This is a genomic window from Pseudoalteromonas sp. Z1A6, from assembly GCF_011378745.1.
Lineage (GTDB): Bacteria > Pseudomonadota > Gammaproteobacteria > Enterobacterales > Alteromonadaceae > Pseudoalteromonas > Pseudoalteromonas arctica.
Genome location: NZ_WTKW01000069.1, coordinates 1 through 14756, shown reverse-complemented (window position 1 = coordinate 14756; position 14756 = coordinate 1). Strand labels below are relative to the sequence as shown.

Here is a 14756-nt window from a genome sequence, read left to right as displayed (position 1 = left end):
GCTACTGGCCTTCAATTAAAACCGTCAACGTATTTTAGGACGGGACAGAACTTAGCTGTAATATTAAGTGTAATTCTTGATGTCATTAACACTTTGCATAAAAGCAAGCGAAAGGCTCAAGCGTAAGTGTGTCTTGGCTTAATTTTGCGCTGTGGTGGCTAAGCTCATTGTATTCTTTAACGATTGATGTTGGCATATCAATACTTGTTTGTTGAGAGTTTAGATTAAATATGCACAGCATTTTTTGCGGTCCAAGCGTTCTATAAAAAGCAAGCACAGGCTCAGGCGTTTCAATAAACTCAATATCACCCTCAAGTAAAACAGTTTGGCTCTTGCGCCACGCCATAAACTCACGGTAGGCGTTTAAAATTGAGTTGCTATCATTAGTTTGCACAGCGACTGATTGCTGTTTGTGTGCATCATCAACAGGTAGCCAAGGTTTTACGTCACTAAAACCCGCATGAGGTGAATCAGCTTGCTCCCAAGGCATTGGCGTTCTACAGCCATCACGCCCTTTAAAATTAGGCCAAAATGTTATGCCATATGGGTCTTGTAAGTCTTCAAAGGCAACACTTGCCTCACCTAAACCTAATTCTTCACCTTGGTACATACATACACTGCCACGAAGGGAAGCAAGTAGGGCGGTTAGCATTTTACATTGCTGAGGGTTTATTTCGCCATTTTCACTCCAGCGACTTGCTACGCGCTCTACATCATGGTTGCTAAATGCCCAACACGGCCAACCCTCAGTCATACGTTGTTCAAGAGTTTGAACCGTAGTTCTAATATATTCACTTGAATAATCATTTGTTAAGAGCTCAAAGCTATATCCCATGTGCAGCTTATCGCCACCTTGGGTGTACTGCGCCATTGTCGCCAATGAATCCTCTGATGAGATTTCGCCAAGCGATACAGTACCTGGGTATTTATTAAGTAATGTGCGAATGTCTTGCATAAACTCAATATTTTCTGGCTGAGTGTTGTTGTAGTAATGATACTGAAATGCGTATGGGTTATCTTCACTAAAACCACGACCCTGGCGCTTATCTTTTGGTTTAGCTGGGTTATCGCGAAGTTGTGCATCGTGATAACAAAAGTTAATAGCATCTAATCTAAAGCCATCAACGCCTTTTTTAAGCCAAAACTCTACGTTATCAAGTACAGCTTGTCTTACGTCAGGATTATGAAAGTTTAAATCGGGTTGTTCGGTTAAAAAGTTATGCAAATAATATTGCCCACGGCGAGGTTCCCACTGCCACGCGCCACCACCAAAAATAGACAGCCAATTATTAGGTGCTGTGCCGTCATCTTTAGCTTCAGCCCAAACATACCAATCCGCTTTATCGTTATTTTGATTTTCGCGGCTATCTGTAAACCATTGGTGTTGATCTGATGTATGGCTTAGTACTTGGTCAATTATAATTTTAATGTTGCGATCGTGGGCTTGGCTAATAAGTTCATCAAAATCGTTTAAATCACCAAAAAGCGGGTCAATGTCACGGTAGTCACTAATATCGTAGCCAAAGTCTTTCATCGGCGATTTGAAAAAAGGTGAAATCCAAATTGCATCAACGCCTAAGCTTTTAATGTAATCAATACGATTAATAATCCCTTTTAAGTCACCAATACCATCGTTGTTGCTATCTTGAAAGCTACGCGGATAAACTTGATAAATAACCGCACCTTTATACCACTGCTTTTGGGTCATGCTTTTCTCCGTCATTCCACACAGTATTTAGACTATTCTTTATTGTGATTACGATTAATCACGTTATTTTCAAAAAGCATACGTGAAGCCTGTAATTCTGTAAAAAGTCTGCATACGTATGCACTAAAAATAATGCAATAAAATTATTTAAAATAAGCGCTTAGCGCATCTTTAGCGGTGTTCGTTTTGTGTGTTTAATGTTTACCAATTATGTTATTCATTCATATTTTAGTTAAATTTCACCTAACAGTTTGTACTATAAAGGAAATATACCCTTGGTTTTACTAGAAATGGTCTGACCAATTTAACACTTAGTGAGTGTGCAATTATTTAAACGTTATATAACAGCGCTAATTAATTTCATCTTGTTTACATTCAAGTAGGGAGGCTATTAGTTTTCTACAGAATAGATTTAATATATCATTCCCTTTCAGTGTTTTTTGTTTTGTTTATTTTTAATAAAATCATATGGTTAAAATTATATTCGTGTAATGTATGTTAATGTTAGGCTATATTGAGATTGTTGAATACGTATGCATAAAGTTGTTAATAAAATAAATCTGGCGTTAATATTCATCCTGACAACAAAATTAGCTCGCCTTGTTTAACTATCACTTAAGCATTGAACGCGGGTATCACAATATGGGTAACGGGAAACATTATGTCTATGTTCAAACCAAGTATATTAACTTTGGCATTAACAGCTGCAGGCTTATCAAGCTTTGCTACACAGGCTGCTCAAGAAGATACAATAAAAAAAGATGATGTAGAAGTTATCGAAGTTAAAGGCTTTCGTGGCAGTGTGGTTGAGTCTATTAACACAAAACGCTTCTCTACACAGGTTGTAGAATCTATATCGGCTGAAGACATTGGCAAATTGCCAGATTCTTCAATTGCTGAATCAATTGCACGTTTACCAGGCTTAACAGCTCAGCGCTTAGACGGGCGAGCAAGTCGTGTCTCTATTCGTGGTTTTGGCGAGAATGAAAGTGGCACAACGTTTAACGGTCGTGAGCAGGTATCGATTGGTGATAACCGTGGTGTAGAGTTTGACCTTTATCCATCAGAAATAATGAGCGGTGTAACCGTTTATAAAACGCCAAATGCAAGTATTGATGCTGAAGGTATTGCCGGTGTTATTAATATGCAAACCGTGCGCCCTTTAAGTAAAGGCGAGCGTGTTGTGCAAGTAAATGGGCAGTATGAGCAAACCAGCTTTGGTAAATTAAATCCAGACGGTAATGATGACGGCTATCGAGGCACTATCTCATACATTGATCAGTTTGCTGACGATACAATTGGCGTTGCATTTGCTTTAAATACAATGAGTTCACCAAATCAAGAAAAACGTTGGAATTCATGGGGCTACCCAGAATTCACCGAAAATGGTAACGATTATTCAATTTTAGGCGGCGCTAAACCATTTGTACGTTCATCAACCCTTGAGCGTGATTCGGCAATGCTAGTACTTGAAGCAGCCCCTACTGACAAATTAAACATGACGTTTGATGCGTTATATGTAGATTTTACAGATGAAAAAATTCTACGCGGTATTGAAGTTCCATTTGCATGGGGTCAAGGTAGTATTGATGCAAATAGTGTTGTAGTTGATGAAGCATCTGGCTTTATAACAAGTGCAGTAACACAAGGCCAACGTGTAGTAGTTCGAAACGATTATGAAGAACGCGAAGCTGAACTTACAGCTTTTGGTTTTAATACTAAATATGATATTGACGATTCGTGGTCAGTAGAGTTTGATGCAAGTTATTCACAAGTAGACCGTAAAATCTGGAGTGTTGAGAGCTATTCAGGTACAGGGCGTGGTGATGCTCGCGGTGTTGCAGATAACTTAGGTTATACATTTAATGGTGGAAATACCGGCGCAAGTTTTACTCATGACTTAGATTATAGCGATTATGGTTTAATACAGTTAGGTGGCCCGCTATCGTGGGGTGCAAGCTCTGCACTTAACGATAAATATGGTTTAACTGGTACTGAGTATGAAAACCAAGCGCAAGATGGTTTTATTAATGCACCGACCATTGAAGATGAGCTATCAACATTAAAAATAGCGGCTTCAAAGGTATTAGAAAACGAGTACATAAGTTCTATTGAATTTGGTATGTCTTACAAAGAACGTGAGAAAACAAAAGATTCAGAAGGTTACTTTATGACGTTATCTAGCTTTTCGCTTAATAACCCAGGCATGCTTAATGTGCCAGAACAGTACCGTAACGGAAGTGTTGATTTAGGTTTTATAGGCATGGGCGATATGATTGCTTATGACGTAAATGGCTTAGTTAACGACGGTTATTACGACTTACTGGCAGAGAGCTTAACAAATACAAGTCATGCGACTAAATCGTGGACTGTAAAAGAAGAAATTACTTCTGCATTTGTTCAAGCTAATATTAATGCTGAAGTAAGTGGCCTTGCATTAACGGGTAACGTGGGCGTGCGTTATGTACAAACTGATCAATCATCACAAGGTAATGCATTTAGTACTGTTGATGGTGTGGTTGTTACATCACCTACAAACATAAGTCATGATTACTCGCACGTATTACCTAGCTTAAACTTGTCACTTGCGATTGATGAGCAACAAACGATACGTTTTGGTGCTGCTAAAACAATTTCTCGTGCACGCTTAGATGAAATGAATTCATCAGTTAATGCTTCATATAATCAAACACCTGATGAAAATGGCAACTATTGGTCTGTATCGGGTGGTAACCCAAATTTAGAACCTAAAGAAGCAACCGGCTACGATTTTACTTACGAGAATTACTTTAGCGATGAAGGTTACTTCTCTGCTGCGTTTTTCTATAAAGATTTAACTCAGTGGATTTTTGACGGCACGTATGCAATTGATATGTCAGGCGTAGCTGACCCTTCAACAGGTGAAGTTCCTGCAACATCATCAGGTACAGGCAGCGGTAAAATAAATGGCGGCGGTGGCGATTTATATGGTTACGAGCTTTCACTGGCGTTACCATTTAAAATATTCCATCCATCTCTTGAAGGTTTTGGTTTAATTGCCAGCCATACTGGTATTGAGTCTGATATTGAAGATCAAAACGGTAACGATTACGAGCTACCAGGTCTTTCGGATAAAATTCAAAGCTTAACAGTTTACTACGAAATGCATGGTATGCAATTACGTACCAGTATGCGCAAACGCAGTGCCTTTAAAGGTGATGTATATGGTTTAGGTTTTAACACTGAACAAGTTGATATTTTAGGTGAAACTATTTGGGATGTTCAAGCAGGTTATGACTTCTCTGAGGCCGGCATTGAAAGCCTTGAAGGTTTATCAATTCAGTTTCAAGTACAAAACTTGACAGAGGAACCGTTTACGTCGCTTTCAGGCGATAATGCTCTACAAGTACGTGATTACCAAGATTACGGGCGTACTTACTTGTTAGGCTTTAGCTACAAGCTATAATAAAAACTGTGTGTAGAAGCCCTTGTAATTTGTGTTACAGGGGCTTTTTTATAGCTAGTTTACCTAACTTTTTAACCGTACTTAAATTTAATAAAACGTGGATAATAATATGAAACCAATAAAACACGTGGTAATTGCAGGCGGTGGTACCGCAGGTTGGATAACAGCAGCCTTGCTTAATAAAGTGTTAGGTAAAGTAATTAATATCACATTGATAGAATCATCGTCTATTGGGTCCGTGGGGGTTGGCGAAGCCACTATACCGCCGATTGTTCAACTTAATAACGCGCTGGGTATAAACGAGCAAGATTTTATTAATGCCACTAATGCTTCAATAAAATTAGGTATTGAGTTCGAAAATTGGAAAACGCCAGGGCATAGCTACATGCATGCGTTTGGCTCGTTTGGTAAAGACTTTCCTTTTTGTGATTTTTATAATTTTTGGTTAAAAGGCCAAGTTACGGGGTGCGAAGACGAACTATGGGATTTTTCACTCAATTACCAAGCGGCTAAACAGCATAAATTTGCCCCTTTAAATACCATTCCTAATACCCAACTACCTGGGCTGAGTTACGCATATCATTTTGATGCGACGCTTTACGCTGAATACTTAAAAAAGTTGGCTATATCGCGCGGTGTTAAACACATAGATGCAAAAATAAGCCATGTTGAACAATGCGATACAGGCAATGTTAAAAGCCTAGCACTTGATAACGACAGTCAAATTAGTGGGGATTTATTTATAGATTGCACCGGGCTGCGTGCACTATTAATTGAACAAACACTAAATACAGGTTTTATTGATTGGTCTCATTACTTACCATGCGATAGTGCAGTAGCCGTACAAACAAAAAGTACTCATGAGCTTAAGCCCTATACGCGATCTATTGCACATAGTGCTGGTTGGCAATGGCAAATACCACTGCAAAATCGTATTGGTAATGGCCTTGTTTATTGCAGTAGATACTTGTCAGATGATGATGCTAAGCAGTTACTGCTAAAAAGCTTACCCGCTGAGCCAATTACAGAGCCCCGTATTATAAAATTCAAAACAGGTCGGCGTTTAAAGCAATGGCATAAAAATGTGGTGTCGGTTGGCCTCTCAAGTGGTTTTTTAGAGCCGCTAGAGTCAACCAGTATTCATTTAATTCAAACTGCGGTTACGCGTTTAATTAAGCTATTTCCACACAACGGTATTAGCGATGCGTTAGTAACGGAGTTTAATAAACAAAGCGTTATTGAATTAGAGCACATACGTGATTTTATTATTTTGCATTATAAACTCACCGAGCGAGAAGACTCCTCATTTTGGCGCCAATGTAGGCAAATGGATATACCTAACTCCCTGAGCCAAAAAATGAATTTATTTAAGCAAACAGGCAAGGTAGTACGCGAAGACGACGAGCTATTTGCTGAGGTTGCTTGGCAGCAAGTAATGATAGGGCAAGGGCTTATCCCTGATGACTACAATAGTATTGTGGATTCGTTAAGTGATGAGCAACTGAGCGATTTATTTTCTACCTTAAAAACATTGATAAACTCAACAGTTGCGCAGCTACCAACTCATCAAGATTTTTTAGCCAGTATTAAAAAGGTTTAATAATGCGATTTTTAAACACACTTTTACTAGTAAGCGCATGTAGCTTACCAAGCTTTAGTTATGCACTTAATGTAGAGCCGGCCAATTGGTGGGTCGGAATGAATAAAAATAACATTACAGTACTCGTGCATGAGCAAAATATAGCTAACGAAGAATTTAAATTAGATAAGTATAAAGGGGTTGAACTTAATAACGTAACACGTACCGACAACCCTAATTATGCTTTCCTTCATTTAAATATTAGCGATAACGCCAAAGCAGGAACGCTCAAGTTTAACAGCACTAATACAGCGCATAGCTTTGAGTTTCCTTTATTTACTCGAGATAAAAATAGCGCGCAACGCCAAGGTTTCACAAGTGCAGATGCTTTATATTTAATTAACCCAGATCGCTTTGTAAATGGCGACTCCACAAATGACACCGTTAAAAGCATGCTAGAAGCTGCAAATCCAGGCTTTAAAGGCGGGCGACATGGAGGGGATATTCAAGGTGTTATTAACGCATTACCGTATTTAAATAATTTAGGCGTGACACAGCTTTGGCTAACGCCAGTACTTGAAAACAACATGCCAGATTATTCTTATCATGGTTACGCGATCACAGACTTTTATAACGTTGATCCACGTATGGGTTCAAACCAGTTGTACAAAACGTTATCTGTAAAAGCAAAAGAGCAAGGCATAGGCCTTGTTATGGATATGGTACTTAATCATTTTGGCTCTGAACATGTTTGGGTTAAAGACAAACCCACCCAAGATTGGATTAACTTTAATGGCGAATTTAAAAATGGTAAAAATGCGACAAGCCATGCGCGCCAAACAATTCAAGACCCGCACGCTAGCAACTACGATAAACGCCAATTTAGCGATGGTTGGTTTGTTGCTAGCATGCCTGATTTAAATCAGCGCCAACCATTATTAAGTGAATATTTAATTCAAAATGCTATTTGGTGGATTGAATACGCGGATTTGAGTGGTATTCGTGTTGATACTTACTCTTACTCAGACAAAGCATTTTTAAGTGATTGGACAAAAGCCATTATGGACGAATACCCACACTTTAATATTGTTGGTGAGGAGTGGACTTCAAACCCTGCAATAGCGTCGTATTGGCAGCGCGGTAAAGTAAATCAAGATGGGTATGTGTCAAGCTTACCCAGTGTGATGGACTTTTCGTTGCAAGAGGCGGTAATTCGAGCTTTAAATGAAGATGAAAGTTGGAGCACAGGCTGGGTTAAAGTATATCAGTCATTAGCTAACGATTTTTTATACCCAGACACCAATAACATTATGGTGTTTGCTGATAACCACGATATGAGCCGTGTATATACGGAGCTTGGGCAAGACTTAGCTAAAACTAAAATGGCGATGACTTTGTTTTTAACAACGCGCGGCATTGCTCAAATATATTATGGAACCGAAATATTATTGGATAATACGCCGAGTAAAGATCATGGTGATATACGCATTGATTTTCCTGGTGGGTTCAAAAATCAAAACGCTAATGCGTTTACTGGAGTCGGGTTAAGTAAAGATCAGCGCGATATGCACGAAACTATAAGCACGCTACTTAACTTTAGAAAGCAAAGCCCGGCGCTTGCAAAGGGTAAGCTCGTTCATTTCAGTCCGAATAATGGTGTTTATAGTTATGCTCGCGTTAGTGATACGCAAACAGTATTAGTTTTTATGAATAAAAACAAAGTAAAACAAAAGCATAATCTTGATTACATGCAAGAAGCCATACCAAAAAATGCCAATGCGCAGGCATTATTCACACAACACACTTTTAAACTAACTAACAGTATTAACTTAGAGCCAATGGCTGCTACGGTATTAGTGATTAATACGCCGTGAATGTTTAAGTGAATACGTATGCAGCAACTGTATGCTTGCTGCAGTTATCTTTAGTATAAAGCTATAACACTACTGACAAAAAGACACACAATGAAAAAATCAGTTTATGTACCCGCATTACTGTGTAGCGCACTTATAACAAGTGCGTGCTCAGACAATAATGAAATCGAACAACAGCAAATGCCTAAACAGGCGCAAAATGAGTTAACAAAGCCTGTTGTATACCAAGTGTTTACACGTTTATTTGGTAACACACAAACCGCAAATGTACCTTGGGGTACAAAAGAGCAAAATGGTGTAGGCAAATTTGCTGACTTTAACGATGCTGCATTAGCTGGCATTAAAGAGCTAGGGACGACCCATGTTTGGTATACCGGTGTTTTGCACCATGCGTTAGTGGGCGACTATACACAGTACGGCATTAGCCAAGACGATCCGGATGTAGTAAAAGGCCGTGCAGGTTCACCTTATGCAATCAAAGATTACTACGACGTTAACCCCGATTTAGCCATAAATGTGACTAATAGGTTGGGTGAGTTTAGTGATCTGATTGAGCGCACTCATCAACATGGTATGAAAGTGGTTATTGATATTGTCCCTAACCATGTTGCGCGTGATTATAAATCAGTAGCAAAACCCAAAGGAGTAAAAGACTTTGGTGAGCAGGATGATAAAAGTAAAGAGTACGATAAAAATAACAACTTTTATTATGTACCTGGGCAGTCTTTTCAGGTTCCAGCGTCAGAAAGTTACCTCGTTTTAGGTGGTAATACGCATCCATTAGCTGATGGTTTTTTTGATGAAACGCCAGCAAAATGGACGGGGAATGGGGCGCGAGCACCAAAACCTGATATAAACGATTGGTATGAAACCGTAAAAGTTAACTATGGTGTAAAGCCAGATGGCAGCTATGACTTTCCTGCATTACCTAAAGAGCTAAAAAACCAAGATTATCGCGCTCATTACGCTTTTTGGCAAAATAAAGAGCTTCCTAATAGTTGGTATAAATTTAGAGATATCACTTTGTACTGGCTTGATAAAGGCGTTGATGGCTTTAGATACGATATGGCCGAAATGGTGCCAGTTGAATTTTGGAGTTTTTTAAACTCATCAATCAAAATGCAAAAACCGGATGCATTTTTATTGGCTGAAGTTTATAACCCGAAAATGTACAGAGCGTATATTCAGCAAGGAAAAATGGATTATTTGTATGACAAAGTCGGCTTTTACGACACATTAAAAGCCATTATGCAGGGTAAGCAAGCTGCTAATACGATTTTTGCAGCCCAAAGCCACGTTAACGATATTGAATCGCACATGTTGCACTTTTTAGAAAACCACGACGAACAACGCATTGCGAGCCCCGATTTTGCAGGTGATGCACGCTGGGGGAAACCAGCAATGGTAGTTTCTAGCTTAATTAGTCGCGCACCTACTTTATTATATTTTGCTCAAGATGTGGGGGAGGACGGATCTGAAAACGCAGGTTTTGGCACATCTACTCGCACCAGTATTTTTGACTACATTGGTGTACCAGCGCATCAAGCATGGATGAACAACGGCAAATTCGACGGCGCTAACTTGTCAAGCGAGCAAGCATCACTTCGTGATTATTATAAATCAATAATGGCTCTTAATAGTTTACCCGCTGTTGTAGGTGGAACCATGTCAGAGCTTTCACTTAGCAATAGCGAACGCGTTGTTGGTTTTGTACGCTCGCTGGGACAGCAATCTGTTTATGTTTTTAGTAATTTTAGTGAGGAGCCACAAACGGTATTAATTAATTTAACACCAGAGCAAGCTAATACCTTTGAGCGAAATAAACCGCTACACGACTTACTTGAACAAAACACGGTAAAGATCATCACTGACAAAGAAGTTACAAAGCTTATGCTTTCGCTAGATGCATTTAGTAGCGCAGTTTTAACTAATAAGGCTAATCATGAATAATCAAAATAATAATTATGACAGCAACAAACCAAATCTAAGTTTTTGGCAAATATGGAATATGTGCTTTGGCTTTTTGGGTATTCAATTTGGTTTTGCACTACAAAACGGCAATGTGAGCCGTATTTTTCAAACCCTAGGCGCACAAGTGGATGATATTCCTATTTTATGGGTTGCAGCACCGCTAACGGGCTTAATAGTGCAACCAATAATTGGTTATTGGAGTGATAAAACATGGGGGCGTTTTGGTCGTCGTCGTCCATTCTTTTTCATAGGGGCGGTACTTACTACTATCTCACTCTTTATCATGCCGCATTCACCAACCCTTTGGATTGCTGCAGGTATGTTATGGATTATGGATGCCTCAATCAATGTCACTATGGAACCTTTTAGAGCACTTGTAGGCGATAACCTGCCAGAAAAACAACGTGCTACGGGCTATGGCTTGCAAAGCTTTTTTATTGGTATTGGTGCGGTATTAGCCTCAGCGCTACCATGGATGATGACCAATTGGTTTGACGTAAGTAATACCGCTGCGCCAGGGCAAATCCCTGAATCTGTTAAATATTCATTTTATTGGGGTGGGGTCGTATTGCTAGTCGCAGTTCTTTGGACAGTTATGCGAACCAAAGAATATAGTCCTGAGCAATTAGCTGCTTTTGAAAACCACACTGCCAAACCGACTAACACCGCATTAGTAGATATCAACTTTAATAAAGGTGCCATTATTTTTGTGGTGCTAGGTTTAGCAACCCTTGCATTAGTAATGGGTTTATCGCTTGAAAAAGAGTTATACCTACTTGCTGGTGGCTTACTAGCGTTTGGTATTGTGCAGTGGATAGCAAGCGCATTAAAGGCTGCTAACAAAATACAAGGCGGTTTTTACCAAGTAGTACAAGATGTATTTACCATGCCAGAGGCAATGAAGCAGCTTGCTTGGGTGCAGTTTTTTAGCTGGTTTACGTTATTTGCTATGTGGATATACACCACAGCCGCAGTAACAAGCTTTCATTACGGCAGCAGTGATGCAACAAGTAAAGCCTTTAACGATGGGGCTGATTGGGTCGGCATTTTATTTGCAGCTTACAATGGCTTTGCGGCTATTGCCGCTATGTGTATTCCATTCTTAGTTAAAAAGATGGGCTTAAAAGGCGCACATTGCTTTAACTTACTACTAGGTGCATTGGGCCTTGCGAGCTTTATGTTTATAACAGACCCAAAAATGCTTCTTATTCCAATGATAGGCGTTGGTTTTGCATGGGCTTCTATTTTATCACTTCCTTATGCAATGTTAAGTAATGCACTACCGAGTAATAAAATGGGCGTGTATATGGGGATTTTTAACTTCTTTATTGTTATACCGCAATTGCTTGCCGCTAGTATTTTAGGGCTTATTTTACGCCACGTATTTTCTAACCAGCCTATTTACGCATTATTAATTGGTGCTGCATCATTCGTTGTTGCTGCGATTGCTGTAATGCGCGTTAAAAATTCAAACTAAGGGTCACACAATGAAAAAATATAACCTTATTACTACCGCTCTTTTAACTTTGGGCTTAACAGCCTGTGGTGCACAAAATACGAATAACGAAAATATTGACGCTACAGTTTCAGCAGCTCCTGGCGCACCAGGTGCACCAGGTGCTGAACCATATTGGGCTTACGCGGGTAAAACCGGAATTGGTACTTCTTTTGAGCAATACCAAAACGGCCAATATAATAACAATGCTGCGACAGGTGAAGTATCAAAAGTATGGTTTTCAATTGCCAAAGGTATGATCACCGAAACTATGTTTGGACTCATTCACCAAGCTCAAATTAAAGATATGCAGTTTGTAGTAACCGGTAAAGATTTTACAGTCACTGAAGCTGACGACTTAGACGTTACAATTGATTACTTACATAAAGACGATAAAGGCAGACCACTATCGCTTGCTTACAAAGTAACAAGTACAGATAAGAAAGGGCGTTTTACCCTCGAAAAACACATATTCACCGACCCTGACGGACAAACATTGTTTGTACGCAGTATTTTTAATACATCACTTAAAGGCGTGAAAGCGTATGTTGCTGTTAACCCTTATATAAACAACAACGGCTTAGGTGATTTTGCAAAAACCACTGAGCAAGGCTTAGTAGCATGGGAAGATGATAATTTTTTAACGTTGCAATCATCTACGCCATTCAAAATGCAAAGTGTAGGCTTTACAGGTGTGAGCGATGGCATCACCTCACTTAAAAAACAAAACACACTAAGCAAACAATATTCAAACACTGGCGATAAGGCCGGTAACGTCACTCTGCTGGCAGAGCTTGGTAATATCGATAGTAATACCACATTTGATTTAGCACTAAGCTTTGGTAAAACGCAGCAGCAAAGCCAGCAACAAGGTGCACAGAGCTTATCTAAAGGTTATCAAAATGTGCTTGATGCCTACAACGGTAAAGGTGAAGCGCTAGGCTGGGAAGATTATTTACAAAGCCTTGAGCCATTAAATACAATGGTTAAGCAAACAGCCGATGACGGTAAGCTACTTTATACCAGTGCAATGGTACTAAAAGCGCAAGAAGACAAAACTAATGCGGGTGCGCTCATTGCCTCACTTTCTAATCCTTGGGGTGAAACTGTTTCAGCCAAAGAGGGTTCGACTGGTTACAAAGCGGTATGGGTTCGTGATTTTTATCAAGTAGCTATGGCATTTATGGCCTTAGGCGATACAGCGACTGCAAAAACGGCCTTCGAATACCTTGAAAAAGTACAAGTTACTAGCAAAACCCCCGGTAACAATGGTGATACAGGATGGTTTTTACAAAAAACACATGTTGACGGTGAACTTGAATGGGTAGGGGTACAGCTAGATCAAACGGCTATGCCGATTATGCTTGCGTGGAAGTTACATCAAGCAAACGTACTAAGTGATAACGAACTTAAAGATTGGTACGCACGCATGCTAAAACCGGCAGCTGACTTTTTAGTTGATGGCGGAAGAGCTAAAATTTTATGGAACGACATGCAAATCACTCCACCTGCTACACAGCAAGAGCGCTGGGAAGAGCAAAGTGGTTATTCTCCCTCTACAACGGCTGCCGTTGTTGCTGGCCTTATAACAGCCAGTGACATAGCAACACTCAGCGGTGATACTCAAAATGCAGATCGTTATTTAGCAACGGCTAAAAAGTACAACAATGATATAGAATCGCAAATGTTTACCACCGAAGGTAATTTAAAAGGTGATAGCACCGATGGCGAGTATTTTATTCGTATAGGTCAAGACACCGACGCTAACTCTAATACTAAAATTAACGCCAACAATGGCCGTGAAGGTTTTAACAAAAAGCAGATTTTAGATGGTGGTTTTTTAGAATTAGTCCGCTATGGAGTAAGAAGTGCCAACGATTCAAGTATAGTTAAAACCCTACCTGAGTATGACGACGAAACGCTTGAAGATAACTTACAAGTTAAATACAGCTTTAACTTTACCGATGGTAGCGGCACATTTGCAGGCTATCGCCGTTATGGCAACGACGGTTACGGCGAAGATGAAACCACAGGTACTAATTACGCCGAAAGCAGGAGCAACACGCCAGGCCAACGTGGTCGTGTATGGCCATTTTTTACAGGTGAACGCGGACACTATGAAATAGCGGCCGCAAACGCAAATAATACGCTAGATGATGCAAAACAAGCGGACATTAAAAATAGTTACGTAAAAGGGCTAGAGCAATTTGCTAATAGCGGCATGATGCTACCTGAGCAAGTATGGGATGGCGTTGGCGTAAATAAAGCAGGTTATGAATTAGGCGAGGGCACAAACTCAGCAACACCTCTAGCTTGGACACACGCAGAATACATCAAGCTTGTACGCTCACTCAGTGATAAACAAGTTTGGGATTATTACCCTGTGGTTGCCGAATCGCTTAAAGACTAATATATAATACCAATTCGCTTAATTAAGTGAGCTATTTTGAGGCAGGAAAAACGTGTTGTTAGCTAGGCAAAAAATTCGCTATTTAGTTGTTCTCGGCAATTGCTCCTGCATTGCTCTACCTTCTGCATCCATGCAGTCGTAAATGAGAATTTTTTAACGCAGTTAGCGACACGTTTAGCCCCGCAAAATGATTAAGTATTATTGCGGATTGGTATAAAATGCTGTAGTTGTCCCGTCCTAAAATACGTTGACGGTTTTAATTGAAGGCCAGTAG

General features: G+C 39.8%; 7 protein-coding genes. 6 read left to right on the top strand and 1 reads right to left on the bottom strand.

Going from position 1 to position 14756, the window contains the following annotated elements:
* Positions 1–85: 85 nt before the first annotated feature.
* Positions 86–1708, bottom strand: coding sequence for an alpha-glucosidase family protein (locus GQR46_RS06540; protein ID WP_165727403.1), 1623 nt, complete (start codon positions 1706–1708; stop codon positions 86–88).
* A gap of 661 nt (positions 1709–2369) precedes the next feature.
* On the opposite strand from GQR46_RS06540, the gene GQR46_RS06535 reads away from it, so the two are divergent.
* From GQR46_RS06535 to GQR46_RS06510, 6 genes are all read left to right on the top strand, one after another.
* The gene (locus GQR46_RS06535) at positions 2370–5153 is read left to right on the top strand and encodes a TonB-dependent receptor (RefSeq protein WP_165740487.1); all 2784 of its coding nucleotides are present in this window, start codon (positions 2370–2372) and stop codon (positions 5151–5153) included.
* A 109-nt stretch (positions 5154–5262) separates the two neighbouring features.
* The gene (locus GQR46_RS06530; protein WP_165740484.1) at positions 5263–6753 is read left to right on the top strand and encodes a tryptophan halogenase family protein; all 1491 of its coding nucleotides are present in this window, start codon (positions 5263–5265) and stop codon (positions 6751–6753) included.
* 2 nt (positions 6754–6755) lie between these two features.
* The gene (locus GQR46_RS06525) at positions 6756–8606 is read left to right on the top strand and encodes a glycoside hydrolase family 13 protein (RefSeq protein WP_165740482.1); all 1851 of its coding nucleotides are present in this window, start codon (positions 6756–6758) and stop codon (positions 8604–8606) included.
* A 90-nt stretch (positions 8607–8696) separates the two neighbouring features.
* Positions 8697–10556 (top strand): alpha-amylase family glycosyl hydrolase, encoded by a 1860-nt coding sequence (locus GQR46_RS06520; RefSeq protein WP_165740480.1) that lies wholly within the window; start codon positions 8697–8699, stop codon positions 10554–10556.
* Positions 10549–12054: an MFS transporter gene (locus GQR46_RS06515; RefSeq protein WP_010555040.1), complete on the top strand. Its 1506-nt coding sequence runs from the start codon at positions 10549–10551 to the stop codon at positions 12052–12054. Before GQR46_RS06520 ends, GQR46_RS06515 begins: the two co-directional genes overlap by 8 nt.
* A 10-nt stretch (positions 12055–12064) precedes the next feature.
* Positions 12065–14482 (top strand): glucan 1,4-alpha-glucosidase, encoded by a 2418-nt coding sequence (locus GQR46_RS06510; protein ID WP_165740479.1) that lies wholly within the window; start codon positions 12065–12067, stop codon positions 14480–14482.
* The last annotated feature ends 274 nt before the right edge of the window (positions 14483–14756 follow it).

Bases quoted from the DNA above. Each gene is read 5' to 3' on its own strand.
- GQR46_RS06540 (WP_165727403.1), bottom strand. From the start codon at position 1,708: ATGACCCAAAAGCAGTGGTATAAAGGTGCGGTTATTTATCAAGTTTAT.
- GQR46_RS06535 (WP_165740487.1), top strand. From the start codon at position 2,370: ATGTCTATGTTCAAACCAAGTATATTAACTTTGGCATTAACAGCTGCA.
- GQR46_RS06530 (WP_165740484.1), top strand. From the start codon at position 5,263: ATGAAACCAATAAAACACGTGGTAATTGCAGGCGGTGGTACCGCAGGT.
- GQR46_RS06525 (WP_165740482.1), top strand. From the start codon at position 6,756: ATGCGATTTTTAAACACACTTTTACTAGTAAGCGCATGTAGCTTACCA.
- GQR46_RS06520 (WP_165740480.1), top strand. From the start codon at position 8,697: ATGAAAAAATCAGTTTATGTACCCGCATTACTGTGTAGCGCACTTATA.
- GQR46_RS06515 (WP_010555040.1), top strand. From the start codon at position 10,549: ATGAATAATCAAAATAATAATTATGACAGCAACAAACCAAATCTAAGT.
- GQR46_RS06510 (WP_165740479.1), top strand. From the start codon at position 12,065: ATGAAAAAATATAACCTTATTACTACCGCTCTTTTAACTTTGGGCTTA.